This is a genomic window from Brevundimonas sp. (genome assembly GCF_035999125.1).
In the GTDB taxonomy this organism is placed as follows: domain Bacteria; phylum Pseudomonadota; class Alphaproteobacteria; order Caulobacterales; family Caulobacteraceae; genus Brevundimonas.
Genome location: NZ_DASYGX010000007.1, coordinates 490764 through 505970 on the forward strand (window position 1 = coordinate 490764; position 15207 = coordinate 505970).

The following is a 15207-nucleotide window of genomic DNA, read 5'->3' on the forward strand; positions in this document are numbered from 1 at the left end:
GCGATCCTCGCCGCGCTGATCCCGGACCGTTTCATGATCTCGATGTTCCGCAACTTCGCCAAATCCAAGTGGGCGATGGGCCTGCTGGTGCTGCTGGCGCTCAGCCTGCTGATCACCGGCGGATCGCAGATGGACGTGTTCGCCAGCCTGGGCCCGCGCCACGTGATCTCGGCCGGCGACCGCAGCGTGGATCAGACGCAGTTCCGGGCCGATTTCGATCGCGTCCGCCAGAACATCGAACAACAGCAGGGGCGGCCCGTCACCTTGCAGAACCTGGTGGATGAGAACGTCCACGTCCAATACCTGGACAGCCAGACCCAGCGTCTCGGCTTCCTGGCCTGGGCCTGGAAGGCCGGCATCCGTCCGGGCAAGGAGGTGATCGCCAAGCAGATTCGCCAGATCCCCGCCTTCTTCAGCGAAATCACCGGCAAGTTCGACGAGGAGCGCTACGCCCAGGCCCTGGCTCAGGCGAACCTGACGCCCGAGCAGCTCGAGAGCGAGTTCCGCGACGAGTACATCCAGCGCCACTATGCCGCCGCCCTGTTCGCCGGCGCCCGCACGCCCCGCATCTACGGCGCGCTGATCGCGACCCAGGCGCTGGAGCAACGCGACGGCCGCTGGTTCCGCATCACCCAGGACATGGCGGGCCGCGCCGGCGCCCCGACCGACGCCCAGTTGACGGCCTTTCTGAACGAGAACGGGGAGCAGTTGCGTCGCCCCGAGCTGCGCACCCTGTCGATCATCGTCTTCGGCAATGCGCCCGGTCAGGCGGTCGAGGTCACCGACGCCCAGGTCCGCGAGCGGTTCGAGTTCCGCAAGGACGCCCTGTCCCTGCCTGAGCGTCGCACCTTCGTCGTCATCACGGCGTCGAACCAGCAACAGGCCCAGTCGGTCGCCCAGGCCATCCGCGGCGGCCGGTCGCCGGAGGCCGCCGCCCAGGCCGTCGGCCTGCAGCCCACCCCCTATGCCGAAACGCCGCGCGCCGCCGTGACGGATCCGGCCGTCGCCGGCGCCGCCTTCGGCCTGTCCGGCCCGGGCGTGTCGAACCCGGTCCAGGCGCGCGTCGGCTTCGCCGTGGTCGCCGTCACCTCGATCCTGCCGGCCGAACCGGCCACTCTGGAAGGCGTGCGCGAGGCCATCGTCCAGGAGTTGCGTGGCGAGGCCGAGCGCAAGCTGGTGTTCGACCGGGTCCAGCGCTTCGAAACCGCCCGCAACGCCGGACGCACCGTCGATCAGGCCGTCGCGGAGGTGGGCGCCCGCGTCCTTACCGTAGCCGACGTCGGCCGCGACGGCCGCACCGCCGGTGGAGACCAGGTCAATGCGCCCCCGCAGGTCTTCGAGACGGCCTGGTCCCTGCCCCAGGGCGGCGTTTCCGACGTCGTCGACGCCGGCAACGGCCAGTACTTCGCCGTGCGCGTCGACGCCATCAAGCCGCCTTCGCTGCCCCCCCTGGACGAGGTCCGCGAAAACCTGACCCGCGCCTGGGTCCAGCGTGAGAACAACCGTCTGCTGCGCGCCAAGGCCGACGAACTGGCCGGCCGCGTCCGGGCGGGCGAGGACGTCGCCGTCGTGGCGCAATCGGTCGGCGCGGAACTGATCGTGCGCACCGGCGTCCAGCAGGACGAGGAAACCCAGACGGCGCTGGGCGCGGGCGCCCTGAACGGCCTGTTCGGTCAGGCCAAGGGCCAGGTGTTCGCCGAAGTCGATTCGGAAACGGCCTTCGTCGTCGGCGTGACCGACGCGATCCGTGCGCCGGCTCCGGCCCTGGTCGCGCCGGTGGCTGAGCGCATCCGTCCGCGCATCGGCCAGGATCTGACTAACGGCCTGGGCGACCTGGCCATCACGGCGGGCGGGGCGCGCGTGAAGGCGGAGAACGACGTCGGAGCGGCGCGCGAGGCTCTTGGTCTGCCGCGCGAGCCCGCCGCCGCGCCCGCCAAATGACGGCAGGCGTTTCGGACGCCCTCGTCGTCCGGCGTCTGATCGACGACCTGGAGACGCCCGTCTCGGCCTTCCTCAAGGTCGGGCACGGGCGCCCCCACGCGATGCTGCTGGAATCGGTCGAGGGCGGCACGGTCAACGGCCGCTTCTCCATACTGACCATGGATCCCGACGTCGTCTGGCGGTGCCGCGACGGCCGAGCGGAGACGGCGCGCTGCGGCGAAGACTTCGTCCCGGACGACCGCCCCGCCCTGGCGTCGCTGCGCGCCCTGATCGCCGAATCGGCGCTGGACCTGCCCGACGACCTGCCGCCCATGGCGGCCGGCCTGTTCGGCGTCTTCGGCTATGACCTAGTCCGCCTGCTGGAGCCGCTGGGCCCGGCCAATCCCGACCCGCTGGACCTGCCCGACGCCGTCCTGACGCGGCCCGGCCTGATCGCCGTCTTCGATTCGGTGAAGCACGAGATCGTCGTCGTCGCCCCGGCCCGCGACGGCGATCGCGCCGCCGCCGAGGCCCGCGCCGACGCTTTCGAGGCCGCCCTTCGTGCGCCTCTGCCGCGTCCCGACGCCGCCCGGCCGGCCGCAGTCGACTTCGCCTCCCCGATCGACGAGGCCGCCTTCACCGCCATGGTCGCCCGCGCCAAGGACTGGATCGCGGCGGGCGACATCTTCCAGGTCGTGCTCAGCCACCGGTTCGACGCGCCGTGGTCGGCCGACCCCTTCGCCTTCTACCGGGCGCTCCGCCGCCAGAATCCCTCGCCCTATCTGTTCTTCCTCGACATGGGCGACTTCCAACTGGCCGGCTCCAGCCCGGAGATTCTGGTCCGACGCAAGGACGGCCGCGTCACCATCCGCCCCTTGGCCGGCACCCGGGCACGCGGCGACACGCCCGAAGCCGACGCTGCGCTGGAGGCCGAACTCCTGGCCGATCCCAAGGAGCGGGCCGAGCACCTGATGCTGCTCGACCTCGGCCGCAACGACGTCGGCCGCGTCGCCGCGCCCGGCACCGTGCGCGTCACCGACAGCTTTTCCGTCGAACGCTACAGCCAGGTCATGCACATCGTCTCCAACGTGGAGGGCGACGCCCACCCCGATCTGGACGCCGTCGACACCCTGCTGGCCGCCCTGCCCGCCGGCACCCTGTCGGGTGCGCCCAAGGTCCGGGCCATGGAGATCATCGACGCGCTGGAGCCCACCAAGCGCGGCGTCGGTTACGGCGGCGGCGTCGGCTACATCACGTCCGAGGGGGAGGCCGACGTCTGCATCGTGCTGCGCACCGCCCTGTTCGCCCGCGGACGCATCCACGTGCAGGCGGGCGCCGGCGTCGTCGCCGACAGCGATCCCGTCGCCGAATACGAGGAAACCCTCGCCAAGGCCCGCGCCCCGATGCGCGCGGCGCAAGAGGCTTGGCGGTTCGATCCCGGGGTGCCTCGCCGGGCTGAATGAAACATCCGTCCCAAAGTCACCGTATGGTATGAGATGAGGGGGTCTCGCCCATGATGATCGCCGCGACCGTGAGCTTCACCGCCGGCCTTGAGGGTCAGTGGGCGATCACCGCCGTAGATGCGATCACAGGCCCGGGCTTGAAACCGGCGCCGCGATTGTCGGCGTTCGGCGCGGTGGAGCCGGCTGAGGGCGCATGGACCCTGACCGGCTTCACCAGCAATGTGCGCTATGCCAACCGCGCGGAAGTCACCGCGCTGCGCGCCCGCCATGCAGACCTCGGTCGGCCCGCCGCGACTCGGGCGGCGCTCATACCCATTCGGAAATCCGAGGCCTGGTGGGCCTTGGCACAGGATGAGCGTCGCGACGTCTTGGAAGAGCAGTCCCGCCACACCGCCATAGGTCTTGAATACCTGCCCCAGATCGCGCGGCGCCTGATCCACTCCCGCGACCTGGGGCAACCCTTCGACTTCCTTACCTGGTTCGAATTCGCGCCCGAACATGTTGCCGACTTCGATCGGCTGCTCGAGCGTCTCAGAGGCACGCCGGAATGGCGCTACGTGGAGCGCGAGGTTGACGTCCGGCTGGACCTGGCAGGCGCGCAAACATCCTGACAACCCGCCGCTGCTCTCAGGGCCCGAAAGTCGCCCCCGGCCCCAGGATGAAGGCGCCGGCCATCAGCACCGCGCCCACCGCCGCCAGCGCCGAGGCCCCCAGCGCCTTCAGCGGCGCCGCCTTGTCCGGCGCGGAAACCTCTGTCAGCAGCGCTTTGGCCTGGCCGATGGCGGTGCGGGCGGTGTCGATGCGAGCGTCGCTCATGAAGCGGACGATCCGGCGAACACGGTTAACGAACGGTTGCTACGCCCTCCCCGCTTGGCCGTCGCCCCTGACCGCCCTATGACGCCCGCATGATCCTCGTCGTCGACAACTACGACAGCTTCACCTGGAACCTGGTCCACTACCTGGCGGAACTGGGCGCCGAGACGCGCGTGGTGCGCAACGACGAGATCACGCCGGACGAGGCCTGGGCGTCCCGGCCCGACGCCGTCCTTCTGTCGCCCGGCCCTTGCACGCCGAACGAGGCCGGCATCTGTCTGCCGCTGCTGGCCACGGCGCCCCAGGACATGCCGATCTTCGGCGTCTGCCTGGGCCATCAGGCCATGGGCCAGGCTTTCGGCGGTGAGGTGATCCGCGCCAAGACCCTGATGCACGGCAAGACCAGCCCGATCCTGCATGACGGCCAGAGCGTCTTCCGCGGCCTGCCCTCGCCCTTCACCGCGACGCGCTATCACTCGCTGGCCGTGCGTCGCGAAACCTTGCCCGAAACGCTCCAGGTCACCGCCTGGACCGCCGACGGCGAGATCATGGGACTGGCCCACCGGACCCGCCCGATCCACGGCGTCCAGTTCCACCCCGAATCGATCGCCACCGAACACGGCCACGACATGCTGGCCAACTTCCTCGACCTCGCGAACGTCAAGCGCGCGGTGACGGTGTGAGGGTCGCCGCGTCTCTTCCTTCTCCCCTTGGGGGAGAAGGTGGGCGGCGGAGCCGCTCGGATGAGGGGGCTCTCGCGACCCGCTCGTCAGGCCCGTGCGTGCGTAGACCTACCCCTCATCCGACTCGCTCCGCGAGCCACCTTCTCCCCCAAGGGGAGAAGGAGCTCCGGCATGGCTGACTCCTTCAAACCCCTCCTCGCCAAGCTGGTCGACGGCCGCGTCCTGTCGACCGACGAGGCGCGCGACTTCTTCGCCGCGTGCCTGCGCGGCGAGCCGACCCCGGCCCAGGTCGCCGCCGCCGTCACCGCCCTGCGCGTGCGCGGCGAGACGGTGGACGAGATCGCCGCCTTCGCCACCGCCATGCGCGACGCCGCGCGCACGCTGGACCACCCCTACGACGCCGTCGACACCTGCGGCACCGGCGGCGACGGCCAGCACACCTTCAACATCTCCACCGCCGCCGCCCTGGTGCTGGCCGGCGCGGGGCTGAAGGTCGCCAAGCACGGCAACCGGGCGCTCAGCTCGAAGTCCGGATCGTCGGACGTTCTGGCTGCGCTCGGCGTCAACCTGGCCGCCACGCCGGATCAGCAGCGCCGGGCGCTGGACGAGGCGGGCATCGCCTTCCTGTTCGCGCCCCACTACCACGGCGCCATGCGCCATGTCGGGCCGGTGCGGGCCGAAATCGGCTTCCGCACCGTGTTCAACCTGCTGGGCCCGCTGTCCAATCCGGCAGGCGCCCGGCGTCAGGTCATGGGCGTCTATGACCCCCGCCTGCTGGAGCCGCTGGCCGAGGTCCTGGGTCGGCTCGGCGCCCGCCGCGCCTGGACCGTGCACGGCCAGGGTCTGGACGAACTGACCACCACGGGCCCCACGGAGGTCGCGGAGTGGAAGGACGGCGGCGTCCGCCGCTTCACCGTCGCCCCCGCCGACGCCGGCCTGCCGACGGCCACGATCGACGACCTGCGCGGCGGCGACGCGGAGGAGAACGCCGCCGCCCTGCGCGCCCTTCTGGACGGCGCGCCCGGCGCCTATCGCGACGTCGTCCTGCTGAACGCCGCCGCCGCCCTGATCGTCGCCGACCGCGCCGAGAACCTGCGCGAAGGCGCCGAACTGGCCGCCTCGGTCATCGACGACGGCCGCGCGTCGCAGGCGCTGGCCCGCCTCGTCGAGGCCACCAACACCCTGATCGAGGACGAGGAATGACCTGCCAAAGGAGCGCGGACCTCCAGGTCCGCGACCGTCGCCTAGCCAAGACGCGGACGTGGACGTCCGCGCTCCTCTTGGTGTGCCCGTGACCGACGTCCTCGCCCGCATCGCCGCCTACAAGCGCGAGGAGGTCGCCGCCCGAAAGGCCGCCGAATCGCAAACGCAGGTCGAGGCCCGCGCCGCCCTCACCTCGGCGCCCCGCGGCTTCCACGCCGCGCTGCAGGCCCGCTTCGATGGCGCCGTCCGCCCCGGTCTGATCGCCGAGATCAAGAAGGCCAGCCCGTCCAAGGGCCTGATCCGTCCCGACTTCGACCCGCCCGAACTGGCGCGTGCCTATGAGCGTGGCGGTGCGACCTGCCTGTCCGTCCTGACGGACGGCCCCAGCTTCCAGGGCGACGACGCCTTCCTGGGTCAGGCCCGCGAAGCTGTCGCCCTGCCCTGCCTTCGCAAGGACTTCCTCGTCGACCCCTGGCAGGTGGCCGAGAGCCGCGCGCTGGGCGCCGACTGCATCCTGATCATCCTCGCCATGATCGACGACGCCCTGGCCGCCGACCTGCTGGCCGAGGCGGACCGCTTCGGCATGGACGCCCTGATCGAGACCCACGACGAGGCCGAGATGGCCCGCGCCTGCCGGCTGGTCCAGGATCGCGACACGGCGCTGGTCGGCGTCAACGCCCGAAGCCTGCGCACCTTCGACGTCGATCTTGCCACGGTCGAGGAACTGGCCCTGCTCAGCCCCGTCCACGCCCTGCTGGTCGCCGAAAGCGGCATCTTCACCCCCGACGACGTCGCCCGCGTCTCCGCGGCGCATGCCCAGGCGGTGCTGGTCGGCGAAAGCCTGATGCGTCAGGACGACGTGGAAGGAGCAACGCGGGAGTTGATAGCGTGATCCTTCCCCCCTTGCGGGGGAAGGTGGCTCGCGGAGCGAGACGGATGGGGGGTGAAACACCGCCCTTGGCCATGACCCTCAGCACCGGATGTGCGGACGCAGCCACCCCATCCGAGCGGCTCCGCCGCCCACCTTCCCCGGCAAGCGGGGAAGGAAGTCGCATACGCCGACAAAGTTTCAGGCGGCGCGCTTTGCCTTCGAGTCTAGAAACCGGGTCTCGGCCATTATCTCGCCGGCATCGCGACCCGTGCCATCAGCCACGATCCGCTGAACCGACGCCCACACCTCGCGATCCCGCGCCGCGGCGCCCTGCACGATCAGGCTGCCGTGATTCCGAGACACGGCGTGTCGCGCCAGGTCGCCGACGGTCAGAACACCGCGCGGCAGCCGCCCCTTGTCCAGCCAACCCAGCCCAAAGGCCACAAGCACCAGGAACATGCCCACGGCCAGCAGGCCCCCGGATCTGGCGATGCCGGACACGACCATGGCCACAAACCCGACCATTCCGATCCAGACGCCGATGTTCTCGATCAGACCCGCCGGCCCATCCAACCTGAGCCCGCTCGCGATCCCAATCTGGCGCAGGAAGGCCCTCGGGCTGCTTCGCCCCGTGAACAACGGCGACGAGGGCGTGATCGGGTCGGCCATGCCGTGCTTTCGCAAGGCGTCACGTAGTCGGTAAAAGGACATCGACGTGGCGCACGCGCCGTCGCCGTGGCCCTGACGATCCATCAAGCGGGCGTGCAGGTCTCCCACCGTAACCACGTCAGCCAGTTCATTGACGAAACGAACGCCGAAAGCCGCCTCGACTTCCCCAGCGAGTTCGTCGGCCGTGTCGCCATCCAGCTTGAGCGTCTCGATCGCCATGCCTTCAGCCTACACCCGCGCTCGATTTCCACCACTCCCCCGTTAAGTTGACATTAGGCAAGAACACTTACAGAACATCGCCATCGGTTCACGGCTTGTTCCTGAAAGATTCGACGCCATGCTCACCAAGAAGCAGCACGAGCTCCTGATGTTCATCCATGAGCGGATCAAGGAGACGGGCGTCTCGCCCTCGTTCGACGAGATGAAGGAGGCGCTGGATCTGGCGTCCAAGTCGGGCATCCACCGCCTGATCACGGCGCTGGAGGAGCGGGGCTTCATCCGCCGTCTGGCCCACCGCGCCCGCGCGCTGGAGGTGACCAAGCTGCCCGACGCCGCCGCCCCCGGCGGGCGAGGCTTCAAGCCGCAGGTGGTGCAGGGCGGCGGTCGCCCCATCGCCGCCGAGCCCGCCAACGACACCCGCGAACTGTCCCTGATGGGCAAGATCGCCGCCGGCACCCCCATCGCCGCCATCGAGCACGAGACCGCCCGCTATCCGGTGCCCGAGGCCATGCTGGGGGCCGGCGAACACTACCTTCTGGAGATCGAGGGCGACTCCATGATCGAGGCCGGAATCCTGAACGGCGACCTGGTCATCATCAAATCCGCCGACACGGCCGTCTCCGGCGACATCGTCGTGGCCCTGGTCGAGGGCGAGGAAGCGACGCTGAAGCGTCTCCGCAAGAAGGGCGCCTCCATCGCGCTGGAGCCCGCCAACCGCAACTACGAAACCCGCATCTTCGGCCCCGACCAGGTCGAGGTCCAGGGCAAGCTGGTCGGCCTGATCCGCCGGTACCACTGACGTCGGCGGAGGGGGTCACTCCCCCTCTCCGTACCGCGCCCACGGCCGGTCGCCGCGCAGGTCGGCGACCCACAGCGCGCGCCAGCCGTCGCCCTCGCGCCACAGCTCCACGGCGCCCCTCTCCGCGAAGTCCCGCCCGTCAAGCACCAGCCGCGACGCGCACTCCGGCGGCAGCACGTCGATCGCCGTCCGCACCGCCACCACCTCCGCCGCCGCGCACGCCGCCGCCAGCCGCTCGATCTCCGGCGCGCGTCGCCCCCACAGCAGCGCAGGGCCCACCGCCTCCCCCGCCGGCCGACAGTCGGTCCGCCCGCAGGTCCAGCCGTCCTCCGCCCGCGCCTCGACCGTCAGCCCGCGCCTTCGGCTCCACACTTCGACCCCGAAGTCGTCCAGCCCGCCGCGCACCACGGTCGCGCGACCACCCGCGACCGTCGCCGCCTTGGCCCCGCCGTCGCCGATCCAGACGTCGGGCGCCGGCCCCCGCGGCCAGAGCAGCACCGCGCAGGCCAGCGGCAGGCCGATCCACCGCAGCGGGCCCCGCACAAGACAGCAGACCATCACGCCCATGAAGGCGATCGGCAGGGCCGCCGTGGGCGCGCTGGCATAGGTCCGGACCGCGCCGGGCAGACCCGCCGTCCACCCGCCGATCGCCAGCATCCCCTCGATCCCGACGCCCGCCAGCCACAGGAAGGGCGCGCCCAGCCCGACGGGCTCCAGCAGGGCGCCCAGCGCCAGCGTCGGCATGATCAGGAAGTCGCTGATCGGCGCCACCGTCATGTTCGAGACGAGCCCGTACATGGCCGCGCGGTTGAAATGCTGCATGGCGAACGGCGCAGTCGCCGCCCCCGCCACCAGACTGGCCAGCGCCGCCAGCGCGATCCACTGCACCGTCCGCTGCACCGCCAGGATCGGCAGCGGCGCCTGGATCTCCCTCGGCCGCCGCGGCCAGGCCTCGACCAGCGCGACCAGCGCCGCCGTCGCCGCGAACGACATCTGGAAGCCCGGCGTCACGATCGCCTCCGGCTGGATCGCCAGCACGACAAGGGCCGCGACCGCCAGTCCGTGCATCGTGATCGCCGGCCGGTCCAGCAGGATGGCGGCGAAGGCGATCGACGCCGTCACCGCCGCCCGCACCGCCGGCGGCGGCGCGCCGGAGATCACCAGATAGACTCCGACCGCCGCCAACCCGACACACGCCGCCGCCTTCTTTCCGTTGATCCTCAGCGCCAGCGGCGGAATGAGCGCGATCCCCAGCCGCGCGGCGAAGAAGGCGAACCCGCCCACCACCGCCATGTGCAGGCCCGAGATCGAGAGGATGTGCGCCAGCCCCGAGTCGCGCATCCGCTCGACCTCGTCCGGGTCCAGCCAGGCCTCCACCCCCGTCGTCATGGCCGCCGCGATCCCGCCCGTGCGCGGCCCCAGCCGCTCCACGATCCGCGCCGCCAGATCGACCCGCGCGGCGTTGACCGCCATCGTCAGCCGCAGCCGCCAGGGCGGCCGCTCCAGCGACGCCGGGCGCGGATCGGTCAGCACGAAAGCCACCCCGCCCATCCGCTGGAACCACGCGACGCGCCCGAAGTCGTAGGCCCCCGGCGAGGCCGGCGCCGGCGGCGGGTTCAGCAGGGCGAACAGACCGACCGGCGTCCCCGGCGCGATCGGCGCCGCGCCTCTCAGGGTCGCGCGCACCCGCAGCGGCGTCTCCTCCGGCGCCAGCCCGCCGATCCACACCGGCGCCACCATCACCCGCGCTCCGCCGTTTGCCCCCGGCGATTCGACGTCGGTCACCCAGCCGGTGATCCGTACCGGCTCCCCCGCCGCCGGCGCGATCGGCGCGGCGACCCGGTCGCTTTTCAGCTTGGCGTTGGCCGCGCCCAAGGCGAAGAGGGCCAGCAGCATCAGCGGCCATGTCACGGCCCGGCCCACCGGCAGCCTCCGCACCGTCAGCCACAACCCCGTAGCCGCGACCGCCCCCAGCACCAGCGGCCAGGCCGACGGCTCGACCTTCAACATGAAGTAGACGGCGCACCCGCCTCCGAACGCCACGGGCGCCCACAGCCCCCACCTCAGCGCCTGCGACTGGGCCTGACCGCGCAGGAAGGCGGCGGCCCGCGCCCATGGGCTGGGCTTGGGCGCGTCGGGCGGTATAAGGACGGCCCTGATGGACCCCGCCCTCATGACCTCCTCCGCTTCGACGCCTTCTGGCCCCGTCGTCACCCGCTTCGCCCCCTCTCCCACCGGCTATCTGCACATAGGCGGCGCAAGAACGGCGCTTTTCAACTGGCTGTTTGCAAAACGCCACAACGGCAGGTTCCTGGTCCGCGTCGAGGACACCGACCGCGAACGCTCCACCGACGACGCCGTGAAGGCCATCTTCGACGGCCTGAACTGGCTGGGCCTGTTTCCTGACGAGGAGCCCGTCTTTCAGTTCAGCCGCGCCGACCGCCACCGCGAGGTCGTCGACCGGCTGCTGGCGACCGGCCACGCCTACCGCGATTTCCTGACGGCGGAGGAGACCGGCGCCCTGCGCGACGCCGCCAAGGCCGAGGGCCGGACCTTCGAGAGTCCCTGGCGCGACCGCGAACCGACAGTCGACGACCTGATGACGCCTCACACCGTCCGCTTCAGACGGCCCAAGGACGCCCCCGTCGTCGTCGCCGACGCGGTGCAGGGCGAGGTGCGGTGGGACACCGGCTCGCTGGACGATCTGGTCATCCTCCGCTCGGACGGGGCGCCGACCTACAACCTCGCCGTGGTGGTCGACGACCACGACATGGGCGTCACCCACGTGATCCGCGGCGACGATCATCTGAACAACGCCGCGCGCCAGTCGCTGATCTACGACGCGCTCGGCTGGACGCGCCCGACCTTCGCCCACATCCCGCTGATCCACGGCCCGGACGGCGCCAAGCTCAGCAAGCGCCACGGCGCCCAGGCGGTGCATGAGTACGCGGACATGGGATACTTGCCCGAGGCCATGCGCAACTATCTGGCCCGCCTCGGCTGGGCGCACGGCGACGACGAGCTGTTCTCCGACGCCCAGGCGATCGAGTGGTTCGGCCTCGACGGCATCGGCAAGGCGCCGGCACGGCTGGACTTCGACAAGCTGGCCCACGTCAACGCCCACTGGATCCGCCTGGCCGACGACGACCGGTTGGCCAAGGCGGCGCTGGACGTGCATCTGGCGCGCGGCCACGCCCTGGCCGAGGGCGACGAGGCGCGCCTGACCCGCGCCATCGCCTTCGTGAAGGACCGGGCCAAGACCGTGCTGGAACTCGCCGACCAGACCGCCTTCGTCCTGCGCCGTCGCCCGCTGACGATCTACGAAAAGGCCCTGCCGATGCTGGCCGGCGAATCGGGCGACCGCATCGCCCGCCTGCGCGACCGCCTGCGCCTGTTCGAGAGCTGGGACGTCTTCGCGCTGGAGGCCGAACTCAAGGCCTTCGTCGAAGAGGAGGCGGTGGGCTTCGGCAAGGTCGGCCCCGCGGTCCGCGCCGCCCTGACCGGGGACGGCGTCTCGCCCGACATCGCCAAAACCCTGGCGGCCCTGGGGCGAGAAGAGAGTCTCGGGCGCTTGGATGATGCGCTGCAACAGACTAAATGACGTTCACTTCAAGCTTCCCGCTCCCGATCCGCGCCCGCGCGCGGCGGTGACGCGCACAGAACAAGGCCCGACATGACCGCCACCGTGAAGACCGCCGGCACCGCCACCCTGACCCTGGGCGACAAGAGCGTGGAGTTGCCGGTGCTGACCGGCTCGACCGGTCCTGACGTGGTGGACATCCGCAAGCTGTACGGCGCCACCGGCGCCTTCACCTTCGACCCCGGCTTCACCTCGACGGCGGCCTGCGAGAGCGCGCTGACCTACATCGACGGCGACGCGGGCGTGCTGCTGCATCGCGGCTATCCCATCGACCAACTGGCGTCGAAGTCGAACTTCGTCGAGGTCTGCCACCTCCTTCTGCACGGCGAACTGCCGACCGCGTCCGAATACGAGAAGTTCGAGCGCTCGGTCACCATGCACACCATGCTGCATGCCCAGTTCGACCGCTTCTTCGAGGGGTTCCGTCGCGACGCCCACCCCATGGCCATCATGGTCGGGGCCGTCGGGGCCCTGTCGGCCTTCTATCACGACAGCCTGGACATCCACGATCCGGTCCAGCGCAACATCTCGGCCATTCGCCTGATCGCCAAGATGCCGACCATCGCGTCGCGCGCCTACAAATACTCGATCGGCCAACCCTTCGTGTCGCCTCGCAACGACCTGAACTATTCCGAGAACTTCCTGCGCATGTGCTTCGCCGTGCCGGCGGAGGACTATGTGGTGAACCCGGTCCTGGCCCGAGCCATGGACCGCATCTTCATCCTGCATGCCGACCACGAGCAGAACGCCTCGACCTCGACGGTCCGTCTGGCCGGATCGTCGGGCGCGAACCCCTTCGCCTGCATCGCGGCGGGCATCGCCTGCCTGTGGGGCCCCTCGCACGGGGGCGCCAACGAGGAGGCGCTGAACATGCTCAAGGAGATCGGCTCGCCCGAGAAGATCCCGGAGTTCATCGCCGGGGTGAAGGACCGACGCTACAAGCTCATGGGCTTCGGCCACCGGGTCTACAAGAACTACGACCCGCGCGCCAAGGTGATGAAGGAAAGCGCCGACGAGGTTCTGGCCGCCGTCGGCGACCCCAACGATCCCCTGCTCCAGGTCGCGATGGAGCTGGAGAAGGTCGCGCTGAGCGACGAGTATTTCATCGAGCGCAAGCTGTTCCCCAACGTCGACTTCTATTCGGGCATCACCCTGTCGGCCATGGGCTTCCCCACCTCGATGTTCACCGTGCTGTTCTCGCTGGCCCGCACCGTCGGCTGGATCGCCCAGTGGCAGGAGATGATGGAAGATCCGTCCCAGAAGATCGGCCGCCCCCGCCAGCTCTACACCGGCCCGACCGAGCGGGACTACGTGCAGATCCAGAACCGCGGCTGACGTTTCGGTCACCCCAGCATGACGTCGTGCGGGCGGACCGGCTCGCGCATCGTCACCAGCTCCTCGGCCACGGTGGGATGCACCGCGCAGGTCGCGTCCCACTGGGCCTTGGTCAGTCCGGCCTTCACGGCGACGGCCGCGACCTGGATGATCTCCGGCGCGTCTGGGCCGACGATGTGGACGCCGACGACGCGCTGGCTCTCCTTGTCCACGACCAGCTTCATGAGCATGCGCTCGTCCGAGCCGGTGAAGGCGTATTTCATCGGCCGGAAGCGGGTCATGTAGACGTCGACCCCACCCCCGCAGGCGCGACGGGCCTCGGCCTCCGACAGGCCGACGGTGCCGACCGGCGGCTGGCTGAAGACGGCGGTGGCGACGGCTTCGTAGTCGAACTTCATCGGCCGGTCGCGGAAGACCGTGGAGTGGAAGGCCACCGCCTCCCGGATGGCCACGGGCGTCAGGTTCATCCGGTCGGTGACGTCGCCGATGGCCCAGATGTTCTCCGCCGTCGTGTGCGAGAACTCGTCGACCTTGATCGCCCCGTCGTCGGTCAGCTCGACCCCCGCCGTCTCCAGCCCCAGGTCCTTGACGTAAGGAATGCGGCCGGTGGCGAACATGACCACGTCGGTCTCGATCGCGTGGCCGTTCTCGAGGTGGTTGATCAGGCCGGTCGCGGTCTTTTCGATGCGGTCGTGCTGGCAGCCGAGGATCACCTTCACGCCGCGCTTCTCGATTTCGGCGGCGAGGTGGGCCCGCACGTCGTCGTCGAAGCCGCGAAGGATGTTGGGGCCGCGATAGATCAGGGTGGTCTCGACGCCCAGGCCGGCGAAGATGCCGGCGAACTCCACCGCGATGTACCCGCCCCCGGCGATCAGGATGCGCTTCGGCAGCTCCGGCAGGTGGAAGGCCTGTTCCGAGGTGACGGCATGCTCCACGCCCGGCAGTTCCGGCGGCACCCACGGCCGGCCGCCGGTGGCGATCAGGATCCTGTCGGCGGTGTAGGTGCGGTCCTTGCCGACGATCTCGACGGTGTGGGCGTCCTTCAGGACGGCGCGGCCATGGATCAGCTCCGCCCCCGCCTTGCCCAGATTGGCGGCGTAGATGCCCGACAGGCGCGCGATCTCGACGTCCTTGGTCTCGATGAATTTCGGCCAGTCGAAGGTCGGCTCGGGGATCGTCCAGCCGTAGCCCTGGGCGATTTCGAACTGGTGCGCGAAGTCCGAGGCCATGACCATGAACTTCTTCGGCACGCAGCCGCGGATCACGCAGGTGCCCCCGGCGCGATGCTCCTCCGCGACGGCGACGCGCTTGCCGTCCAGCGCCGCCAGCCGCGCCGCCCTCACCCCGCCCGAGCCGGCGCCGATGACGAAGAGGTCGTAGTCGAAGGCGGTCATGCTGGAGCTCCGGCTGCGTGAACGGTCGAGGTAGGCGCGCGGTCCGCGCCGGGCAAGCGGAAGCGCCCTCGGCCGAATGGCGGAAGGTGGGAAGGGCGGGCGGAGCGCCGGGCGCGGAGCCCGGATGAGGATTGAGTTTACCGTTTCGGCTTCGCGACGACGCTCCGCGCGGCTCGTCTGATCAGGAGCTGTCCGAGG

At 70.4% G+C, this 15207-nt stretch carries 13 protein-coding genes; 9 read left to right on the plus strand and 4 right to left on the minus strand.

The annotated features are described in order from the left end of the window. Positions 1-33 precede the first annotated feature (33 nt). From VGN45_RS08155 to VGN45_RS08165, 3 genes are read left to right on the plus strand one after another with little or no spacing between them, the layout of a single operon-like run. Positions 34-1941, plus strand: coding sequence for a peptidylprolyl isomerase (locus VGN45_RS08155; protein ID WP_327461184.1), 1908 nt, complete (start codon positions 34-36; stop codon positions 1939-1941). Beyond that, positions 1938-3383, plus strand: a complete 1446-nt coding sequence (trpE, locus tag VGN45_RS08160; protein WP_327461186.1) for an anthranilate synthase component I — start codon at positions 1938-1940, stop codon at positions 3381-3383. Before VGN45_RS08155 ends, trpE begins: the two co-directional genes overlap by 4 nt. 50 nt (positions 3384-3433) lie before the next feature. Then, entirely contained in the window at positions 3434-3994 is a 561-nt protein-coding gene (locus tag VGN45_RS08165) for a chlorite dismutase family protein (protein ID WP_327461188.1), read from the plus strand. A 16-nt stretch (positions 3995-4010) separates the two neighbouring features. Here the strand turns inward: VGN45_RS08165 and VGN45_RS08170 are convergent, their stop codons facing one another. Further along, positions 4011-4199 carry a hypothetical protein gene (locus VGN45_RS08170; RefSeq protein WP_327461190.1) on the minus strand — a complete coding sequence of 63 codons (189 nt, stop codon included), beginning with the start codon at positions 4197-4199 and terminating at the stop codon, positions 4011-4013. 89 nt (positions 4200-4288) lie between these two features. On the opposite strand from VGN45_RS08170, the gene VGN45_RS08175 reads away from it, so the two are divergent. From VGN45_RS08175 to trpC, 3 genes are all read left to right on the plus strand, one after another. Continuing rightward, a complete protein-coding gene (locus tag VGN45_RS08175) occupies positions 4289-4879 on the plus strand; it encodes an aminodeoxychorismate/anthranilate synthase component II (protein ID WP_327461192.1) in 591 nt (196 codons plus the stop codon). Between the two features lie 171 nt (positions 4880-5050). Further along, positions 5051-6082: an anthranilate phosphoribosyltransferase gene (gene trpD, locus VGN45_RS08180; RefSeq protein ID WP_327461194.1), complete on the plus strand. Its 1032-nt coding sequence runs from the start codon at positions 5051-5053 to the stop codon at positions 6080-6082. Positions 6083-6170: 88 nt separating this feature from the next. Further along, positions 6171-6974: an indole-3-glycerol phosphate synthase TrpC gene (gene trpC, locus VGN45_RS08185; protein ID WP_327461196.1), complete on the plus strand. Its 804-nt coding sequence runs from the start codon at positions 6171-6173 to the stop codon at positions 6972-6974. A 177-nt stretch (positions 6975-7151) separates the two neighbouring features. Here trpC and VGN45_RS08190 read toward each other — a convergent pair whose 3' ends face one another. Further along, a complete protein-coding gene (locus VGN45_RS08190) occupies positions 7152-7841 on the minus strand; it encodes a hypothetical protein (protein ID WP_327461198.1) in 690 nt (229 codons plus the stop codon). 118 nt (positions 7842-7959) lie between these two features. Here VGN45_RS08190 and lexA point away from each other — a divergent pair, with 118 nt between their 5' ends. Beyond that, entirely contained in the window at positions 7960-8640 is a 681-nt protein-coding gene (lexA, locus tag VGN45_RS08195) for a transcriptional repressor LexA (RefSeq protein WP_327461199.1), read from the plus strand. A gap of 15 nt (positions 8641-8655) precedes the next feature. On the opposite strand, the gene VGN45_RS08200 is transcribed toward lexA, so the two are convergent. Continuing rightward, entirely contained in the window at positions 8656-10815 is a 2160-nt protein-coding gene (locus VGN45_RS08200) for a ComEC/Rec2 family competence protein (RefSeq protein WP_327461201.1), read from the minus strand. Here VGN45_RS08200 and gltX point away from each other — a divergent pair. Next, complete coding sequence (gltX, locus tag VGN45_RS08205; protein ID WP_327461203.1) at positions 10799-12241, plus strand: glutamate--tRNA ligase; 1443 nt, start codon at positions 10799-10801, stop codon at positions 12239-12241. The two genes, VGN45_RS08200 and gltX, sit on opposite strands and share 17 nt — an antisense overlap. Before the next feature lie 72 nt (positions 12242-12313). After that, positions 12314-13615, plus strand: coding sequence for a citrate synthase (gene gltA, locus VGN45_RS08210; RefSeq protein WP_327461205.1), 1302 nt, complete (start codon positions 12314-12316; stop codon positions 13613-13615). 8 nt (positions 13616-13623) lie between these two features. Here gltA and gor read toward each other — a convergent pair whose 3' ends face one another. Continuing rightward, the gene (gene gor / locus VGN45_RS08215; RefSeq protein ID WP_327461207.1) at positions 13624-15009 is read right to left on the minus strand and encodes a glutathione-disulfide reductase; all 1386 of its coding nucleotides are present in this window, start codon (positions 15007-15009) and stop codon (positions 13624-13626) included. Positions 15010-15207 lie beyond the last annotated feature (198 nt).

Coding starts and splice junctions, on each gene's coding strand:
- gltA (WP_327461205.1), top strand. CDS start 12,314: ATGACCGCCACCGTGAAGACCGCCGGCACCGCCACCCTGACCCTGGGC.
- gltX (WP_327461203.1), top strand. CDS start 10,799: ATGGACCCCGCCCTCATGACCTCCTCCGCTTCGACGCCTTCTGGCCCC.
- VGN45_RS08170 (WP_327461190.1), bottom strand. CDS start 4,199: ATGAGCGACGCTCGCATCGACACCGCCCGCACCGCCATCGGCCAGGCC.
- VGN45_RS08175 (WP_327461192.1), top strand. CDS start 4,289: ATGATCCTCGTCGTCGACAACTACGACAGCTTCACCTGGAACCTGGTC.
- lexA (WP_327461199.1), top strand. CDS start 7,960: ATGCTCACCAAGAAGCAGCACGAGCTCCTGATGTTCATCCATGAGCGG.
- VGN45_RS08155 (WP_327461184.1), top strand. CDS start 34: ATGATCTCGATGTTCCGCAACTTCGCCAAATCCAAGTGGGCGATGGGC.
- VGN45_RS08190 (WP_327461198.1), bottom strand. CDS start 7,841: ATGGCGATCGAGACGCTCAAGCTGGATGGCGACACGGCCGACGAACTC.
- trpD (WP_327461194.1), top strand. CDS start 5,051: ATGGCTGACTCCTTCAAACCCCTCCTCGCCAAGCTGGTCGACGGCCGC.
- VGN45_RS08165 (WP_327461188.1), top strand. CDS start 3,434: ATGATGATCGCCGCGACCGTGAGCTTCACCGCCGGCCTTGAGGGTCAG.
- trpE (WP_327461186.1), top strand. CDS start 1,938: ATGACGGCAGGCGTTTCGGACGCCCTCGTCGTCCGGCGTCTGATCGAC.
- gor (WP_327461207.1), bottom strand. CDS start 15,009: ATGACCGCCTTCGACTACGACCTCTTCGTCATCGGCGCCGGCTCGGGC.
- VGN45_RS08200 (WP_327461201.1), bottom strand. CDS start 10,815: ATGAGGGCGGGGTCCATCAGGGCCGTCCTTATACCGCCCGACGCGCCC.